Below are 17,453 nucleotides of genomic sequence, written 5' to 3'. Positions count from 1 at the left end.
AGCGCGGGTTACTGCATTCATGGTGCGTAAGCCGACAAATAGCCAAAAAGAGCGGTAATGGGCATCCAGCAGACAATCAGCCATAGAACATTTGCCCAAGTTATTTTTGAATTTTCAAACCCACACGCATCACCCTCACAAACATTGACTGATTGCTGTATCTGTACCATTGCTACCGAGAAAAAGGTGGTATACAGGAGTGTGAGCATAATCGGGATTATAGTGAAAAAGGAGAGTGGCAGGCTATCGAATAACTTTTCGGATATATAGAATTCCCAGCCCACTATCATCAGGATGGGTGCGTAAAACATCAGAGTGACACCGACCGCACTACCTTCTACTGGCCGGTTCGCTTGAGTGCAGCGCGCTACGATTTTTTTCATTAGGAAGTAGATTGTTACAGCGCCGAAAATTGTACAAAGCAGCGGGATGAGTCTGAGGCCATGCTGACCTCTGATGAGTAACCAGTGTCGATAGTACCAGTAGTAAAGGTACAGGCCCATTGATAAAGATCCCATGATCATGAGCTTTGATATGGAGATGACATAGAGCTGTATTTTTTGGGGCGACTCGTGAGGGTGCTTCTGGTCGGAGCTCATTTGGTGTTCTCTCATTTTATTAGCTTCATTAGGTAATATGCCGCTACCCAGACAACTCCAATAGTGTTTAACGAAGATGCAATAAGTATTTTTCTTCTCAAATACCTAGGGAATTGTAAGTGATCTTGCTCATTCAATAGCCCGCTGCGAATGCTCGAAGCGGGGGATCCAATGGCGCCAGCGATTACAGAAATAACTAGAATTCTGGAACCTATTTTTTTCTCTCCCCACATGCCGGTCGCAAATGGAAGGCACGCGCTCCGTTGGAGTGCTGAGGTCATTTCTTTATATTGGCGAGAGCAAGCGATGTGAAGGTCAGATACAAGCCCGATCAAGGCGAGGCAGATAGGGGTGCCTAACAAAAATAGCCTTAGTTTTACGTCAAGGTGATCAATCATTTCCAGAGCCTTCGAAGATTGATTCGCCATGTTTCATGCCGCCAACGCTTCCAGTCAAAGCAGTTTTGCCTATGTGGTGCTAGCTGTATATGAAGTAAGTTATACCAAAGCAGGCTGCGCCTAGGTAAAGTAGATAATTGCAGAGCAGTAGCTGTTTTCTTAAGTTCTTCGGAAATTTGTCGATATCTTTTGGGTCTAGTTTGTTGTGGCGGATATGCAGGTTTTTTATTGGCCAAAATAATACGGCTGATACGACTCCTATTAGCTGTAGTCGTGAGCGAAGGCTTTGTTTGCCCCATATGGCAACATTCAATTTCAGCCAGTAACTGCTTGGTAATGCGGAAATCATTGTTTCCATGGTTTTGCTTTGTGCCAGGCGGATATAAAGTGCCAGTCCGGTCATGATCATGAGGCATGATGTTGTCGTCATAAGTAATTTCATTATTTCGCTCGAAATTCCATAATGTATTCTTCTATTCTGTATATTCATAAATGACTTCGCCAAGCCACTCGCCTCCAGCCATGCCTGCCATGCTCCCAGCGGCAGTACCTGCGCCTACTATAATGATGGTGCATGCGGCGGCGCTAAGTGGTCCAAAGCTTACGCAGGCGGCAGCTGCAATAGCGCCTGACGCTTTGCCCGCAAGCGCTCCTCCCGCTAAACCTCCTGCAAAATTCCCTGACTCTTTAAATACTATTTTTTTACAGGCGTCGGCTTTTCCTTCTTGGCATGCCTGCTTAATGTTCATGAGGCCGCTCCCTGCGCCCAACCCTATTCCTACATAACCTCCTTTTTTAAGAAAATTCGACAGGCGTGCCAATTTGTCCAAATGTGTTGAATACCCCGGGATCGCTCCAGGTGCTCCAGCTTTGTTCCAGTGGTGAACAAGACTACGACTTGATATCCCCAGATCCCTGCGTAAGCTGTCATAACTACCCAGATTCATGTGCTTGTTAAGAAGGCCCATGCTCAAATGCGCATCCAATTGTCTGAAAAGCTTTGAACGCTCAGTAAAAAACTCGGGGCTGCGCAGATGTCCATACTTAGAGAACTGCCGCTGGTGCAAATTTTCAATCTTGCGCAATGTCGCGCTCAGATCATCCAGCGCCTGGGCCATCATCGCTTCGCTCACGCCCATTGCCAGGCTGGCATCGCTGAGTAACCCAGCTATTTGGGGCAAATGACGCATCATGAATTCGGCTTCTTCTGGTGTCAGGCTCGCCAACGCTTCCCGTGCCTGTTTCGCCGCACTCATCGCCTGTAGCTCTTCACGGGTGCACACCGGGCGTCTCTGGCCGTCGCCGATGACAAAGATTTCGCCTGCCTTGAACCCACTCTGATACGTCGGGTTCAGCCGTTCCAGGATTGAACGCGGTAAGTTGGCTTGTGGCGCGCCGAGCTCTGCCAGGACTTCCTGGTAGGTCATGCAGCGCGGGACGATGTAAAAGCCAGGTTCCATGGCTTGCGTAGCGGGCGAGGGCTGAAACCCCTCAGGTCGGTAGCTACTGCTTGTCGGGTTACTCGTTTGGGCCTGTGGCTGTGCCTCATAGACGGTCGCAGGTGCGGGCGCTCTGCGCGGGGTCGGCCCATTGGGTGCCCGCGCAACCAAGCGATTGCTGCCTATGGGGCAGCCACACTGGACCAGTGCGCCATCCACGGCGGTCGGTATCCCGTCCTGCTTCCATCGACGTTCGCCTTCAACGATGGTCCCTTCGTTACCGCAGAGTGGGCAGGGTGTTGTTTTGTCGCCCACCAGCAGCCAGCCGCTCCCGTGTACACGCCCACGTGCCTGGCCGGCGATGCAGGTGGCACCTGTGGTGGTCTGGTCGCCGTCGAGTCCCTGGCCTTTGCCAAGGATGTTCATACGCTGGCTCATGGTTCGACGCTTCCTAAAAGGGTGGAAGCCCGAACCTAGCACTCTGGAAACGGCACATTTCACTGGAAGAATGGTTTAGGAAGCCTCCTACACGAAATGCAGATTTGGATGTCGTCCGATAATCACCGCCGCAGCCAAATGCCATCCCGATTAGTCATTTTTGTCACTTTGACTGACCCCCAGGGAGTGCTTCACTGGGACTTTCAGGCCTGCACGGATCCAGGAGCTGCCAATGAACCTGCACCAGTACGCTGAAACCCACGAAGTCACCAACCAGCCGCCGTCCCTCGACGGCGCCAACCTGTACCGCCTTGACCAACCCTTGCAGGAGTGGTCGCGGCGTTTTGGCGCTGGCTGGGCCGAGTCGCGGATCGATGCCTACGGTGCCTTGGCCGGTGGGCCGCTGATGGCTGCGGGCTTCTTGGCCAACGCGCACAAGCCCGAATTCAGCAGCCACGACCGTTATGGCCATCGTATTGACTTGGTCGAGTTCCATCCGGCCTACCACGAGCTGATGCGCACTGCCGTCGAGCACGGTCTGCCTTCTCTGCCATGGGCAGAACCCCGCGCCGGTGCCCACGTAGCGCGGGCTTCGATGACCTACCTGCACAGCCAGGCCGAAGCTGGCACTGGCTGCCCGCTGACCATGACCTTCGCCGCCGTGCCGGCGCTGCGCCTTCAGCCCGAACTGGCCGAGTACTGGCTGCCGAAAATCCTGGCCTGCGAATATGACCCGCGCAACGTCGGGGACCGGCACAAGACCGGGGTTACCCTGGGCATGGCCATGACTGAGAAGCAGGGCGGCACCGACGTGCGTGCCAACACCACGCGCGCCTACCCGGTCGGTGCGCCGGGCCCTGGCCAGGCGTATGAACTGGTCGGGCACAAGTGGTTTTGCTCGGCGCCGATGTGCGATGCCTTTCTTACCCTGGCCCAGACCGAAAAAGGCCTGAGCTGCTTCCTGTTGCCCCGCCATCGCCCGGATGACAACCGCAACCAGTTCTATATCCAGCGCTTGAAAAACAAGCTGGGTAATAGCTCCAATGCGTCCAGTGAAGTCGAGTTTCGGGGCGCCCTGGCGTGGATGGTGGGTGAAGAAGGGCGGGGTGTGCCGACCATTATCGAGATGGTCGCCATGACCCGTTTCGACTGCATGGTCGGCTCCAGTGCCCTGATGCGCCAGGCCCTCACCCAGGCCGCCCATCATTGCGCGTTCCGCAAGGTCGGCGGCCGGGTATTGAACGAGCAGCCGCTGATGCAGAACGTGCTGGCCGACCTGGCGCTGGAGAGCGAGGCGGCGCTGGCCCTGAGCCTGCGCATGGGGCAGGCCCTGGAGCAGCTCGATGACCCGCAGCAGGCGCATTTTGCCCGGCTGGTCACAGCGGTGGGCAAGTACTGGATCTGCAAGCGTGCCCCGGCAATGATCAACGAGGCCGCCGAATGCCTGGGCGGGGCCGGGTACGTCGAAGACAGCATCCTGCCGCGGTTGTACCGCGAAGCACCGGTCAACTCGACCTGGGAAGGCTCGGGCAATGTGCAGTGCCTGGACGTGTTGCGGGCTTTGTCCAAGGAGCCGGGGGTGCTGGACGCGCTGTTCACCGAGCTGGGTGATGGCCATGGCGACCCACGGCTGGCTGCGCACATTGGCAACCTCAAGGGGGCGTTCGCCGACACCACCGACATCCAGTACCGCGCCCGTCAGTTGACCGAGGACATTGCACTGGCGCTGCAGGCCAAGCTGCTGCTGGAGGCGGGTAATGCGGTGGTTAGCGATGCGTTCATCGGCAGCCGCCTGGCCGGTGGTGGTCGGGCCTATGGCGCGCTGCCGCGGGGTGTGGATGTGCAGGCGCTGGTGGCAAGGGCCACGCCGGTCTGGCAAGACTGATCAATGGGGGTGTATTTACCCACGAAGGCAGGCAAGATGGTCCACATGCATGTCCAGACAGGAAGCACAGTGTGAGCCACGCTTTTGTAGTCGTTGATACCCCAGAACAGGCCGTCGACCGTCTGGCGGCCCTGCATGAACAGGCCACCGGTGCCCTCAGCCAAGCCCTCAAGCGCTACCTCAAGGACCGAACCGAGCCCGATGCCGACGAGCGCGGGCTGTTCCGTTATCCCGCGCTGCGCCTGACCTATTACAGCCAGGGTGAGGTCGCGGCCACCACGCGTGCCTACGCCAAGGTCCAGGTCGCCGGCACCTACAGCGTCACCGTCACCCAGCCAGCCGCGTTCCGTGGCTATCTGCTCGAGCAACTGCGCCCGCTCATGCACGACTACACCGTGACAGTGGAAGTGGGTGTGAGCGAGCAGAACATCCCGTACCCGTACGTGGTCGACCAGGGCGACGAACTGGCCGGCAGCGGCATCACCGCCGCCCAGCTGGCACGGGTGTTCCCCAGCACTGACCTGTCGGCAGCCACCGACAATATCGCCGATGGCCTGTACGACTGGGACAGCACCGAAACCCTGCCGCTGGCGCTGTTCGATGCCGCGCGTGTCGACTTCTCGCTGCGTCGCCTGGTGCACTACACCGGCAGCGACTGGCGGCATGTACAGCCGTGGATTTTGCTGACCAACTACCACCGCTATGTCGATCAGTTCATCAGCCATGGCCTTGAGCAACTGCGTGACGACCCGCGTTTCGTGCGCATGGTGCTGCCGGGCAACGTGGTGATCGAAAAGGGTATGGACCATGGCGAAACCCAGGCCCTGGTGGCCAGCGTGGTCTGGCACCGTTACCAGATGCCGGCCTACCACTTGATCGCCGCCGATGGCGACGGCGTGACCTTGGTCAACATCGGCGTCGGCCCTTCCAATGCCAAGAACATCACCGACCACCTGGCCGTGCTTCGCCCGCACTGCTGGCTGATGATCGGCCACTGCGGCGGCCTGCGTCAGTCGCAGACCATCGGTGACTATGTGCTGGCGCACGCGTACATGCGGCGCGACGGCATTCTTGACCGTGTGGTGCCGCCAAACATTCCGATCCCGGCCCTGGCCGAGGTGCAGATGGCCTTGCAGGAGGCGGCAGCACAGGTGACCGGTGAGCGCGGCGAACAGCTGAAAAAGCGCCTGCGCACCGGCACTGTGTTGACCTACGATGACCGTAACTGGGAACTGCGCTGGGCCCAGGAGCGGCCATTGATCAACCTGTCACGTGCGGTGGCGGTGGACATGGAGAGTGGCACCATTGCCGCTCAAGGCTACCGGTTGCGGGTGCCGTACGGCACGTTGCTGTGTGTCTCCGACAAGCCGCTGCACAGCGAGATCAAGCTGCCGGGCTCGGCCAACGCGTTCTACAACCGGGCGGTCAGCCAGCATTTGAAGATCGGCATTGCCGCCCTCGACCTGCTACGTACCGAGCTCAATTCGTTGCACTCGCGTAAACTGCGCAGCTTCGATGAGCCGCCGTTCCGCTGAGGATCCATGCCCCTGCCACCCCGTTCCAAGCCGCGCCGCCCTCAGGCGCGGCCTGCCGACCCGCGTCGCCAGCCCAAGGCGCCGCCGGCCGAGCCGCGCCTGATCCTGTTCAACAAGCCGTTCGACGTGCTGACCCAGTTCAGCGATGGTGAAGGGCGCGCGACCCTCAAGGACTTCATCGACATCCCGGGCGTCTACCCGGCTGGGCGGCTGGACCGCGACAGTGAAGGCCTGCTGCTGCTGACCAACCATGGCGGCCTGCAGGCGCGCATCGCCGACCCCAAGCACAAGCTGGCCAAGACTTACTGGGTACAAGTGGAAGGTGAGCCGAGCGACGAGCAGCTGCAACGCCTGCGCGAGGGGGTGATGCTCAATGACGGCCCGACCTTGCCGGCCGAGGCCCGCCGCCTGGATGAGCCTGAACTGTGGCCGCGCAACCCGCCGGTACGTTTTCGCAAGAGCGTGCCGACCCATTGGCTGGAGCTGGTGATTCGCGAAGGGCGCAACCGCCAGGTGCGGCGGATGACGGCGGCGGTGGGGTTGCCGACCTTGCGCCTGGTGCGGGTGCGGATTGGCGACTGGACGTTGGACGGGTTGGACCAAGGCTGTTGGCGCGAAGTCCCAGCCAAGCTACCGAGATAACTGGGAAACCTCGAAGCCTGCTCAAGTCTCTGAGGGAGCAACTGTCTTGTGGTGCTTGTTCCGGCCTCATCGCTGGCAAGCCAGCTCCCACAGGTCCCTGGCCCATGCCCGGCTGTTATACCCCTTCCAGAAACGCCACCACCACGCTCTTGATGATAAAGGCCAGTACCCCAAGCCCCAGCACGAAGAATAGGATCAGGGTGCCAAACCGCCCGGCCTTGGACTTTTTCGCCAGGTCCCAGACGATAAAGCCCATGAAACCGATCAACACGGTGACGAGGATGATCATCATCCATTCTTCGAATACGGCGGGATCCATCAGTGTTCTCCAGGCAGGCTGAGCGCTCGATCATACGCCGGGCGATGAAGTATTCAACGCAGGTGGGTCAATGGAAGCTCGGTACTGGCCAGTACCTGGTTCAGCACGAAGCTAGAACGCACGCTGGTGACGCCTTCGATGCGGGTCAGGCTGCCGAGTAGCAATTTCTGATAGTGGTCCATGTCCGGTACCACCACCTTGAGCTGGTAGTCGGCGTCCATACCGGTGACCAGGCTGCATTCAAGCACCTGGGGCAAGTTGCGGATGGCGGCCTCGAAGGTCTCGAAGCGCTCTGGGGTGTGGCGGTCCATGCCGATCAGTACATAGGCGGTCAGGCTCAACCCCAGCTTCTTGCGATCGAGCAGGGCAACCTGGCGCGAGATGTAGCCGTCGTCCTCAAGTTGTTTGACCCGACGCGAGCACGGCGAAGGCGACAAGCCGATGCGTTCGGCCAGCTCCTGGTTGGAAATGCGCGCATCGCGCTGCAGTTCGGCGAGGATGCTCAGGTCGTAGCGGTCAAGTTTGCTCATGGAATATGCCTTTTCTGTTCAGATTGCGGTGAATTATCAATCTAAGGTGAAAAATTGCGCAAGTGCTATTTATCTGAGCAATCTTCGCAATCCTCTGTCGCCCTCTGCCCGGTATCTTTATCCACAGAATCACTGCCCGGACATCAGTCCACGGCGACGCGCTCTAGGCGAGCGGTCGCGGCCCAGCCATCCAACAGGATCCGCCAGGCCCCCGGGCTACACACCGTCCAGAAGACGGCGTGAGGTGAGCCGGCGCCACAAGTGCCGAGCACGGACGACAATTCCCAAAGGGAGGCCCTACGGCCTCCCTTTTTTCATGTCCGCGATTTTAAGTTGCCGGTGTGGCCGGCGCGGTAGACTGGCAGCGGCTGCAGTCATTTTGATCGAGAGGGGCACCATGAAGTCGCGCATCTGGCAGTGGGCAGGTGTTGGTTTGGTTACGTTGAGCATCAGCCTTGGCGCTGTGGCGCAGGGGCCTGATGAGGGGCATGGCGGGGGCCACGGCGGCAACGGGCCACAGGACCCGAACGGCGCTGCCGCGGGCCGCTCCCCGCTCAACTCGCGCGACGAAGTACGCCAGACCCAGCCACCGCGCCAGGGCTATTACCAGGACATCCCCCGGCACAATGGCGATAACCGCTATTGGCAAGCCGGTGGGCCGGGGCAGCGGCCGGGCGGTGACTGGCAGGGGCGCCCGGACGGCCATGGCAATGGCTGGGGGCCAGGGCCGCAGTATCGCCCAGGGCAGACCATCGACCGCTTCCCGGATCGCTACTGGAAGGTGCCTTACCGCGGGCACGACTACTTCTATTCGGGCGGCTATTGGTATCGACCGCACGGCGGCAGTTACATCGTCGTAGCACCGCCTTATGGGGCGCGGGTGGAGTACCTGCCGGCGTATGCGCGTGAGGTTTGGCTGGGTGGGGCGCTGTACTTCCTGGTAGCCGATACCTATTACCAGTACCTGGCGGACAGCCGCGAGTATGTGGTGGTCAACCCGCCGATGGTTGCACCCGCGCCTGCGCCAATGGCTCCAGCAGCGGGTGGCTATGATGTGGTGGCTTATCCGATGTATGGCCAGGGGCAGGAACAGCAGGAACAGGACCGCTACCAGTGCCACCGTTGGGCGGTGAGCCAGTCAGGCTTTGACCCAGCGACGGCGGCCTATGCACCCCCTTTGAATGTGACCGATACCTACCGGCGTGCGCTGGGGGCTTGTTTCAGCGGGCGGGGTTACAGCATCAACTGAAATTGTCGCTGAATGATCCGGCCCTATCGCCGGCAAGCCGGCTTGTGTCTTGAGGGGGTATTAGAATCAGGAGTGAGAGCGGTGAATGGCAAGCTGACTGCCGGAGGTGCTGCGAGCACTTCTCTGCTCGACAACGCGGTCCAAAGGGCTGGCTGATTTCCCAGAGGATGGAATGCCCTCAGAAATTTGAACAAGACAGTTGCTCCCACAGGTGCGGCGCTAGGCTTTGAGGCTACACAGTTCGGGTGGGAGCCGGCTTGCCGGCGATAGGGCCGGACAGGGTTACACCGGGTCGGCGTGCACCATCACATCCGCCTGTGGATAACGCTGGCGGATCACCTCCGATGCCGCCACGCACAGGTTGTGCGCCTCATGCAGCGCCAACTCGCCTGGCAACTCCAGGTGCAACTGCACGAACCATTGGTTGCCCGAGACCCGTGTACGCAAATCATGCACCCCCTTCACACCAGGGATGGCCAGTACCAGGGCGGACATCGCCTCGCCCACATCGCCTGGCAGCTCCTTGTCCATCAGGATGGCGGTGCTCTCCCGCGCGATCTGCAGCGCGCTCCAGAGAATGTAGAAGGCAATGCCCAGGCCGAACAGGGCATCCAGTTGCGACCAGCCAAACTGGGTCAGCAGCAACGCCAGCAAGATGCTGCCGTTCAGCAGCAGGTCTGAGCGGTAGTGCAGGGAGTCTGCCCGCACCGCAGTGGAGCCGGTCAGGCGTATGACCTTGTGCTGCAACGCCAGCAAGGCAACGGTCAGGGCCAGTGAAAGCAGCATGACCGCGATGCCGACGCCCGTGTCACCCAAGGGTTGTGGAGTTTGCAGGCGTTCGACTGCCTGCACCCCGATCAGCACCGCGCTGACTGCGATGAACAGCGCCTGGGCCATGCCCGCCAAGGCCTCGGCCTTGCCGTGGCCAAACCGATGGTCGTCATCGGCGGGGCGCAGGGCGTAATGCACGGCGAGCAAGTTGAGGAACGAGGCGACGGCGTCCAGTGCCGAATCGGTCAACCCGGCCAACAGGCTCACTGAGCCGCTCAGCCACCAGGCCAGCGCCTTGCTCACGACCAGGATGCTAGCCACCGCCAGTGACGCGCGGGTGGCCAGGCGTAGCAGACGCTGGTGTTCAGCCGGGGTGATCATGCCGGGGGGATGTCCTTGTCAGGGTCAGGCAGCCGGTACCAACTGGTAGGCGGCCAGTTGCTCAACGCTGCCACGGTGCTGGATCAGCCGTGGGTCGTTGAGCGGCAGGCGCTGGCCCAGTTCGCTTTCAAGAATGGCCTGCAGCTTGAGGTTGTCGACCTTGCCGTCCGGGCTTACCGCTTCGCGCAGTTTCTCTGGGGCGACCTGGGCTGTGCGGCCACCCGGGTAGTAGATGGCGCCGGTGGCAAAGTCGATGCCGAAGGCGATCAGCCCGGGGATTACGTAGAAGAGAATGCCGATGGCATCCATGGCGGCGACCACGGGGTCGATCTTGCCGTCGATCTGGCCGCGGCGGTCTGGGTAGAACAGCGTGCCGCAGGCCGTCAGCTGGGTCAGCAAGGTGACGATGAGGGCGCCGCCGATGACACGGGATGGGATACGCATGTAAATCTCCGAAAAGGTATTCAGCAGGGCAAGCGAAGCGCCAGCACCTGATGCTAAGACCATGATAGAGCAGGCTGGGTTCGCCGTTATACTCGCCCGACTGTTCGAGGACCACCATGATTTCATTACCGATCGATACTGTTTTGCCCGCCTTGCGCCAGGCCTTGGAAAACCGCGACGAAGCCGTGCTCGAAGCACCGCCCGGCGCCGGTAAGACCACCCGTGTGCCCTTGGCATTGCTGGACGCGCCGTGGCTGGCTGGGCAAACCATCGTGATGCTCGAACCACGCCGCTTGGCCGCCCGCGCGGCGGCCGAAAGGCTGGCCAGCGAGCTGGGTGAAAAGGTCGGGGAGACCGTGGGCTATCGTATTCGCCTGGACAGTAAGGTCGGGCCGAAAACCCGTATCGAGGTGGTCACCGAGGGTATTCTCACCCGCCGCTTGCAGGCAGACCCTGCGCTGGAGGGTGTGGGGCTGTTGATCTTCGACGAGTTCCACGAACGCAGCCTGGACGCTGACCTGGCCCTGGCCTTGAGCCTCAATGGGCGTGAACTGCTACGTGACGAACCGCCCCTGAAAATCTTGCTGATGTCGGCGACGCTGGAGGGCGAGCGGCTGTCGCGGCTGCTCGACGATGCGCCGGTGGTCAGCAGTGAAGGCCGCATGTACCCGGTGGATATCCGCTGGGGTCGGCCGTTCCAGCCGGGCGAGTTCATTGAGCCGCGGGTCGTCGATTGCGTGCTCCATGCGCTGGCGGACCAGGCCGGCAGCGTGCTGGTATTCCTGCCCGGCCAGGCCGAAATCCGCCGCGTTCATCAGAGCCTTCAGGACATGCTGGGCGAACGTTCCGACATCCTGCTTTGCCCATTGCACGGCGAGCTCGACCTCAATGCCCAGCGTGCGGCGATCGACCCAGCCCCTGCCGGCAAGCGCAAAGTGGTGCTGGCCACCAACATCGCCGAAACCAGCCTGACCATCGACGGCGTGCGCGTGGTGGTTGATGCCGGCTTGGCACGGGTGCCGCGCTTCGACCCCGGCAGCGGCATGACGCGGCTCGACACCCAGCGTATCTCTCGCGCCAGCGCCACCCAGCGCGCCGGCCGGGCTGGCCGCCTGGAGCCGGGGGTGTGCTACCGGCTGTGGTCCGAGGCCCAGCATGACCAGTTGGCGGCGCATGGCAGCGCAGAAATCCTCCAGGCCGACCTCGCCGGCCTGGCCTTGCAACTGGCCCGGTGGGGCGTCACCCCTGATCAACTGCACTGGCTGGACCAACCGCCCGCGGCGGCGTTCTCCCAGGCCCAGGACCTGCTGGCACGGCTCAGTGCCTTCAAGGCGGGCAGCCGCGACAACCTCAGCGAGCACGGCCAGGCCATGGCCGAACTGCCGGCCCACCCACGTATCGCCCATTTGCTGCTGCGCGGGCAGGGTCTGGGCTTGGCGGCCATGGCCTGTGATGTCGCGGCCCTGTTGGGTGAGCGTGATATCCAGCGCGGGGGTGGCGCCGACCTGCACAGCCGGCTGGCGCTGATCAGCGGTGAAAGCAAAACAGCCCGAGGCGGGCAGGGCGGCGTGCAGCGTGCGCGGCAGCTGGCCCGCCAGTACCGTGGGCTGCTGCGTGGCAAGGCGGGTGCCGGGGTTGCCGACCCTGATCATCCACGCTGGTTGGGCGCACTGTTGGCGCTGGCCTACCCAGACCGGGTTGCCCAGCAGCGCCGCGAGGGCGGTGCCGAGTATCGCCTGGCCAATGGCCGCGCGGCCCTTTTCGCCGAGGTCGATGCCTTGATGAAATGCCCCTGGCTGGTGATTGCCGACCTGGGCAGCCGCCAAGGCCAGCGGGAAGAACGCATATACCTGGCGGCCGAGTTCGACCCCGCACTGCTGGACGACGTGCTGGCCGAGCAGGTCGAGCGTATTGATATCCTCGACTGGGACGACCGCGAGCAGGTGCTGCGCGCCGAGCGCCAGACCAAGGTCGGCGAACTGGTGCTCAGCCGCGAGCCGTTGCCTGGCCTGGACGACGACGCCCGCGCCAGAGCCCTGCTCGGCCTGGTACGGCGTAAAGGCTTGAACCTGCTGACCTGGACACCCGAGTTGCGCCAGTGGCAGGCGCGGGTGGCGTTGTTACGTCAGCTGGACCTGGACAAGACCGGGCAAAGTGAATGGCCAGATTTAAGCGACGAAGCCCTGCTGGCGAACCTGGAAGGCTGGCTGCAACCCTACCTGGGCAAAGTGTCCCGCTTGAGCCATTTCGCCGCGTTGGACCTGTCGTCGATGCTGCGCAACCTGTTGCCATGGCCTTTGCCGCAGCGCCTCGACGAATGGGCGCCGGCGAACTTGGCCGTGCCGTCCGGCTCGCACATACGGCTGGACTACAGTGAAAACCCGCCCATCCTCGCCGTGCGCCTGCAGGAGCTGTTTGGCCTGGCAGACACGCCACGCATCGCCCAAGGGCGACAGCAGGTCAAATTGCACCTGCTATCGCCAGCACGCCGGCCCGTGCAAGTGACCCAGGACCTGGCCAACTTCTGGCGCACGACCTATGCCGAGGTGAAGAAGGACCTCAAGGGCCGGTATCCCAAGCACTATTGGCCGGATGACCCGCTGGTAGCCGAAGCCACGGCGCGGGCCAAGCCACGGGGTACCTGAGGGTTTAATGGATACTGCGTTCAAGCCGTCTGTTTGAGCAGGAAGGTCACGACCGTGCCTTGCTCGACATTGAGCAAGGCAATCCAGTCGCCACTGAAGTGCGGATCATCTTGGAGTGCGCCAACCCTGTGGCCCTTGTGGTCTCGCAGGTAGCAAACAAGGCCTTCATCGGTCAGTTGCAGCGGTTCGATTTTCCAGAAATCTGTCACTTCGGCGTTCCAGTAAAACCCCAGGTAGCCATTGCGGCTAATGCCCAGTTTTTTGGTGCGTGGGTTACCCGGAATGCTGATGTGATAATGCAGTCGATCTTCGGTCCGGGAGTCGAAATGGAAGCTCATGACTGGCGAATCCTTTGGTCCGCCAGCTTGCAGCCAGTCATCTTCCGGGGTGATGCCCCAGCTGAACTTGTCGGTGCTGCGGCTTAACCGCAACGGAATATCGCGCCCGACTGCCCGTACATACAGTTTGCCGCGAAATGACCTGGCGTAGCCCGCCTGGATGTCTTCGTCCATGGTGCTTTCTCGAATTCAATTAAAGAAGCACGCACGGTAGACAGGCATGGCAGGTGGGGGCAGCGTGAACCTTTTCACGGCGCTGTTCTCAGCTGCTGGCAGGAGACTCCAGCAGCGTGAACAGGCGGTACAGCACCACGGTGCTGAACAGCTGCAAGAAGCCGCTGAGGCTGTCCATGGCCAGTTCCATGCCGGGGGACGGCTCTGGGAAGGCCATCAGCAGCAGCCCGTCGATCAGCCAGATCGGCGCCAGCACCGCCAGCACGCAAATCATGATGCGCAGGAAGTTGCCGGTGGTCATCCGTGCACTTTCGCGCATCGACTGCACCACCGGCAGGCCCCGCAGTACCAGCAGGTACTCGGCGAACACCAGGTTGATCATGATCCACACGCCCGGGAAGATGAACAACGCCAGGCCGGCCATGATCAGCAGAGAGCTGATGAGAATCAGCAGGGCCAGCTGCGGCCACAGTTGCACGGCCCGGGCAAACAGGTCGCGCTTGGCGATCTCCTGGCCATTGCTGCGGGTGTCGAGGTAAAGGATCAGCGCCGCGCTGTACAGCGGGTACAACAGCAAGCTGACCAGCATGCCGTAGGCCGGCGACGCCTGGTCGCCCATTTGCCGGTACAGCAGCTGGGTGATTAAGGCTTCGAGCACCACCAGCGGCAGGCACAGCGGGAGGATGTTCGGCAGGTGGCGGCGGAAGAAGTACAGGGAGTCGCGCAGAACGCTCAGCGGATTCATCGGTCAACATCGCATGGCAGTAAAAGCAGGGGTGTACTTTAGCCCAAAGCAGGCGTGTAGCTGTCACTTGCTGAAAAAAGTTTCACCGCCGAGGTGATTGAATCCCGTGCCTGAACGCCCCATCTTTGACGCTGTCCGTTGTCCCGCTTCCCCATGAGGTAGCTTCATGAACACTGAAGAACAAACCCTGATCGATAGCCTGTTCGGCCGCATCAAGCAAGCGGAAGACCCGAGCCAGCCGCGCGACGCGCAGGCCCAGGCGTGCATCGAGGCGCATGTGCGCCAGCAGCCGGCAGCGCCTTACTACATGGCCCAGGCGATCCTCGTGCAAGAAGCCGCGATCAAGCGCCTTGACGAGCAGAACAAGCAACTGGAGGCGGAGCTCCAGCAAGCTCGCGCACAGGTCGAAGTCAGCCGCGCCGGTAACAGCAGCCCCACCAGCAACGGTGGCGGTGGTTTTCTGTCGAGCCTCTTTGGTTCGGGTGGGCGTAACACGCCACCGGCCGTGCAACCGCAGCGCCCCTCGGCGCCCGTTGCTGGCGGGGGTGGCTGGCGTGAACCGTCGGCGCCGGGCTTCAGCCCGCAGCAACCGCAGCAACAGCAGCAAGCTGGCTTCGGCGCAGCGCCAGCGCGAGGGGGCGCCAGCAGCTTCCTCGGCGGTGCGATGCAGACCGCTGCCGGCGTGGCCGGCGGGGTGTTGCTGGCCCAAGGGATCAGCAGCCTGTTCAACCACAACTCGCAGCCAGAGGAAGTGGTGGAAGTGATCAAGGAAGAGCCGACACCGGCCAGCGACAGCGGCGGCTGGAACGACCAGGGCGGGCAGCAGCAGGTGGCCGACAACGGCGGTTGGGGCAATGACCAGAGTGGTTACGCCGATACCGATTACGGCGGTGGTGACGGCGGGTTCTTCTCCGACGACGATTCCTACGTCTGACGGGTCTGGCATACTGCTGGCATTTGGGGCTGCACGGCAGCCCCGGATTCCATCAGACCATGAGGTTCCCGTGAAAAAGATCGCGTTGTTCGCCGACGTGCAGAACCTCTACTACACCGTGCGCCAGGCGCATGGCTGCCACTTCAATTACGCCGCGTTGTGGGCCGAGGTCAGCCGTGAAGGGCAGATTGTCGAAGCCGTGGCCTATGCCATCGACCGCGGTGACAGCAAGCAACAGCAGTTCCAGCAGATCTTGCGCAACCTCGGGTTCGAGGTACGCCTTAAACCGTACATCCAGCGCAGTGACGGCTCGGCCAAAGGTGACTGGGATGTGGGCATTACCCTGGATGTGATCGACGCCGCCAGCCGCGTGGACCAGGTGGTGTTGGCCTCCGGTGATGGCGACTTCGATTTGTTGCTGGAGCGGGTTATCCAGCGCCATGGTGCCGAAGCGGTGGTGTATGGCGTGCCTGGGCTTACGGCGATGTCACTGATCCGTGCTGCGAGCCGTTATGTGCCTATTGAGGGGCGGTTGTTGTTGCGGCATTGAGCGCGGGGTTGGGGCGCGAGGTGGAGGGGTGTTGATGGCGTCAGGGCGAAGAGGGGCATGGCGTTAGGTTTTTAGCGCCTGGGAGATCGAGCGCCGCCCGCGCGGCGCATCGCGAGCAACGCTCGCTCCTACGTCTGTTTCGGGCCAGTCACGCCTGTGGTAGCTGCGCGCGACCGCCTTGTTTGTTCGACGCGATATCGCGCCATGCGCCAAAGGCGGTCGCGCGCATATGCCCCAGGAATAATTGGCCCGAAACAAACGTAGGAGCGAGCGTTGCTCGCGATGCGCCGCGCGGGCGGCGCTCGATCTCAAACACCCCCAAAACCTCAAGCCAAACACCCGGGCCAGCACACAACCTCAACGCACCCCCACCAAGTGTGTCGCTCATTTATTCCGGTTTTGTAACTTAAGTTTACGCAGTGACCTTTCTAAACTAAGTCACCCGTAAACGGATTTCGAGTACTTAGCCATGCCTGCCTCCCGCCGCTTCCCACTCCTGCTCATCGGTGCCTTCATGGCCCTGTACCTGGTCTGGGGGTCCACCTACCTGTTCATTCGCATCGGCGTCGAATCGTGGCCACCGATGCTCATGGCAGGCGTGCGCTTTCTGATCGCCGGGGGCCTGTTGTATGGCTTTCTGCGCTGGCGCGGTGTGCCGGCACCGACCTGGCCGCAATGGCGGGCCGCAGGGGCAATCGGCTTTCTGTTGCTCAGTTGCGGTAACGGCGGCGTCACCGTGGCCGAACACGCCGGTGTAGCGTCCGGCGTGGCGGCCTTGGCGGTAGCGACGGTGCCGCTGTTCACCCTGGTCTTCGGCCTGCTGTTCGGCCACCGCAACTCGCGGCTCGAATGGGCGGGGATCGGCCTCGGGCTGGCCGGTATTGCACTGCTTAACCTCGGCTCCAACTTGCAGGCAAGCCCGATTGGCGCGGCACTGATTCTGTTCGCGGCGGCCTCGTGGGCATTTGGTTCGGTGTGGAGCAAAAGCTTGCCGCTGCCGCAGGGGCCGATGGCCAGTGCCGCCGAAATGCTGGTGGGCGGTGCCGTGTTGCTGCTGGGCAGTGTGCTGTCGGGCGAGCGCATGACCCAGATGCCCACCGCTGCCGGTTGGGGCGCGCTGGCCTACCTGGTGTTCTTCGGCTCGATCCTGGCGTTCAGTGCCTACATGTACCTGCTCAAGCATGTGCGCCCGGCGGCGGCTACCAGCTATGCCTACGTCAACCCGGCGGTGGCGGTGCTGTTGGGGATCGTCTTCGCCGGCGAACAGATCGGCGCCGAAGAATGCGTGGCCATGGCGGTGATCATTGGCGCAGTGGTGCTGATCGGCCTGCCTCAGTGGCGCAAGGCTCCCGCGCCTGCGCAACCGTTGAAGGGCGAAATCTGCAAGTAGACGGGGGTGTTGCGGTAAACTTGCCGCCTTCGCTGAACCCCCTGACG

Annotated in this window: 17 protein-coding genes and 1 pseudogene; 8 read left to right on the top strand and 10 right to left on the bottom strand. The window is 61.6% G+C overall.

The features are described 5' to 3' along the window. Window positions 1–17: 17 nt before the first annotated feature. The 4 genes and pseudogenes from ACMCNM_RS24630 to ACMCNM_RS24615 all read right to left on the bottom strand — a co-directional run. Window positions 18–599, bottom strand: a complete 582-nt coding sequence (locus ACMCNM_RS24630) for a hypothetical protein (RefSeq protein WP_412765599.1) — start codon at window positions 597–599, stop codon at window positions 18–20. Between the two features lie 394 nt (window positions 600–993). Further along, window positions 994–1,413 carry a hypothetical protein gene (locus tag ACMCNM_RS24625; RefSeq protein ID WP_412765598.1) on the bottom strand — a complete coding sequence of 140 codons (420 nt, stop codon included), beginning with the start codon at window positions 1,411–1,413 and terminating at the stop codon, window positions 994–996. Between the two features lie 57 nt (window positions 1,414–1,470). Further along, the gene (locus ACMCNM_RS24620) at window positions 1,471–2,424 is read right to left on the bottom strand and encodes a hypothetical protein (protein ID WP_412765958.1); all 954 of its coding nucleotides are present in this window, start codon (window positions 2,422–2,424) and stop codon (window positions 1,471–1,473) included. A gap of 252 nt (window positions 2,425–2,676) precedes the next feature. Beyond that, window positions 2,677–2,862 (bottom strand): annotated as a pseudogene (locus tag ACMCNM_RS24615) (PAAR domain-containing protein); the annotation flags it as partial. 244 nt (window positions 2,863–3,106) lie between these two features. Here ACMCNM_RS24615 and ACMCNM_RS24610 point away from each other — a divergent pair. The 3 genes from ACMCNM_RS24610 to ACMCNM_RS24600 all read left to right on the top strand — a co-directional run bounded on the left by ACMCNM_RS24610 (window position 3,107) and on the right by ACMCNM_RS24600 (window position 6,936). Then, window positions 3,107–4,759, top strand: coding sequence for an acyl-CoA dehydrogenase family protein (locus ACMCNM_RS24610; protein WP_186702357.1), 1,653 nt, complete (start codon window positions 3,107–3,109; stop codon window positions 4,757–4,759). Window positions 4,760–4,830: 71 nt separating this feature from the next. Then, window positions 4,831–6,294, top strand: a complete 1,464-nt coding sequence (amn, locus tag ACMCNM_RS24605) for an AMP nucleosidase (protein ID WP_027592636.1) — start codon at window positions 4,831–4,833, stop codon at window positions 6,292–6,294. A gap of 6 nt (window positions 6,295–6,300) precedes the next feature. After that, window positions 6,301–6,936 (top strand): pseudouridine synthase, encoded by a 636-nt coding sequence (locus ACMCNM_RS24600; RefSeq protein ID WP_027592637.1) that lies wholly within the window; start codon window positions 6,301–6,303, stop codon window positions 6,934–6,936. 115 nt (window positions 6,937–7,051) lie between these two features. On the opposite strand, the gene ACMCNM_RS24595 is transcribed toward ACMCNM_RS24600, so the two are convergent. After that, entirely contained in the window at window positions 7,052–7,255 is a 204-nt protein-coding gene (locus ACMCNM_RS24595) for a DUF2788 domain-containing protein (protein ID WP_027592638.1), read from the bottom strand. Between the two features lie 53 nt (window positions 7,256–7,308). Further along, complete coding sequence (locus ACMCNM_RS24590) at window positions 7,309–7,785, bottom strand: Lrp/AsnC family transcriptional regulator (RefSeq protein ID WP_003249795.1); 477 nt, start codon at window positions 7,783–7,785, stop codon at window positions 7,309–7,311. A gap of 397 nt (window positions 7,786–8,182) precedes the next feature. On the opposite strand from ACMCNM_RS24590, the gene ACMCNM_RS24585 reads away from it, so the two are divergent. Beyond that, window positions 8,183–9,034: a DUF6515 family protein gene (locus ACMCNM_RS24585; protein WP_412765597.1), complete on the top strand. Its 852-nt coding sequence runs from the start codon at window positions 8,183–8,185 to the stop codon at window positions 9,032–9,034. A 282-nt stretch (window positions 9,035–9,316) separates the two neighbouring features. Here the strand turns inward: ACMCNM_RS24585 and ACMCNM_RS24580 are convergent, their stop codons facing one another. Then, the gene (locus tag ACMCNM_RS24580; RefSeq protein ID WP_275747572.1) at window positions 9,317–10,186 is read right to left on the bottom strand and encodes a cation diffusion facilitator family transporter; all 870 of its coding nucleotides are present in this window, start codon (window positions 10,184–10,186) and stop codon (window positions 9,317–9,319) included. Between the two features lie 24 nt (window positions 10,187–10,210). Further along, on the bottom strand, window positions 10,211–10,630 hold the full coding sequence (locus ACMCNM_RS24575; protein ID WP_027592641.1) for a hypothetical protein: 420 nt from the start codon (window positions 10,628–10,630) through the stop codon (window positions 10,211–10,213). Window positions 10,631–10,746: 116 nt separating this feature from the next. Here ACMCNM_RS24575 and hrpB point away from each other — a divergent pair, with 116 nt between their 5' ends. Beyond that, the gene (hrpB, locus tag ACMCNM_RS24570; RefSeq protein WP_412765596.1) at window positions 10,747–13,275 is read left to right on the top strand and encodes an ATP-dependent helicase HrpB; all 2,529 of its coding nucleotides are present in this window, start codon (window positions 10,747–10,749) and stop codon (window positions 13,273–13,275) included. Between the two features lie 20 nt (window positions 13,276–13,295). Here hrpB and ACMCNM_RS24565 read toward each other — a convergent pair whose 3' ends face one another. Continuing rightward, window positions 13,296–13,787: a hypothetical protein gene (locus tag ACMCNM_RS24565; protein WP_186683003.1), complete on the bottom strand. Its 492-nt coding sequence runs from the start codon at window positions 13,785–13,787 to the stop codon at window positions 13,296–13,298. Window positions 13,788–13,875: 88 nt separating this feature from the next. Then, window positions 13,876–14,532 (bottom strand): YciC family protein, encoded by a 657-nt coding sequence (locus ACMCNM_RS24560; protein WP_412765595.1) that lies wholly within the window; start codon window positions 14,530–14,532, stop codon window positions 13,876–13,878. Window positions 14,533–14,698: 166 nt separating this feature from the next. On the opposite strand from ACMCNM_RS24560, the gene ACMCNM_RS24555 reads away from it, so the two are divergent. The 3 genes from ACMCNM_RS24555 (at window position 14,699) to yedA (ending at window position 17,406) form a co-directional block, all read left to right on the top strand. Next, window positions 14,699–15,466, top strand: a complete 768-nt coding sequence (locus ACMCNM_RS24555) for a DUF2076 domain-containing protein (RefSeq protein ID WP_412765594.1) — start codon at window positions 14,699–14,701, stop codon at window positions 15,464–15,466. A 70-nt stretch (window positions 15,467–15,536) separates the two neighbouring features. Next, entirely contained in the window at window positions 15,537–16,016 is a 480-nt protein-coding gene (locus ACMCNM_RS24550; protein WP_027595082.1) for an NYN domain-containing protein, read from the top strand. Window positions 16,017–16,485: 469 nt separating this feature from the next. After that, window positions 16,486–17,406 carry a drug/metabolite exporter YedA gene (gene yedA / locus ACMCNM_RS24545; RefSeq protein ID WP_085272357.1) on the top strand — a complete coding sequence of 307 codons (921 nt, stop codon included), beginning with the start codon at window positions 16,486–16,488 and terminating at the stop codon, window positions 17,404–17,406. Window positions 17,407–17,453 lie beyond the last annotated feature (47 nt).

It is taken from the genome of Pseudomonas sp. NGC7 (genome assembly GCF_047159675.1).
Classification (GTDB): domain Bacteria; phylum Pseudomonadota; class Gammaproteobacteria; order Pseudomonadales; family Pseudomonadaceae; genus Aquipseudomonas; species Aquipseudomonas kermanshahensis.
This window is presented reverse-complemented; position numbering and strand designations above follow the sequence as displayed.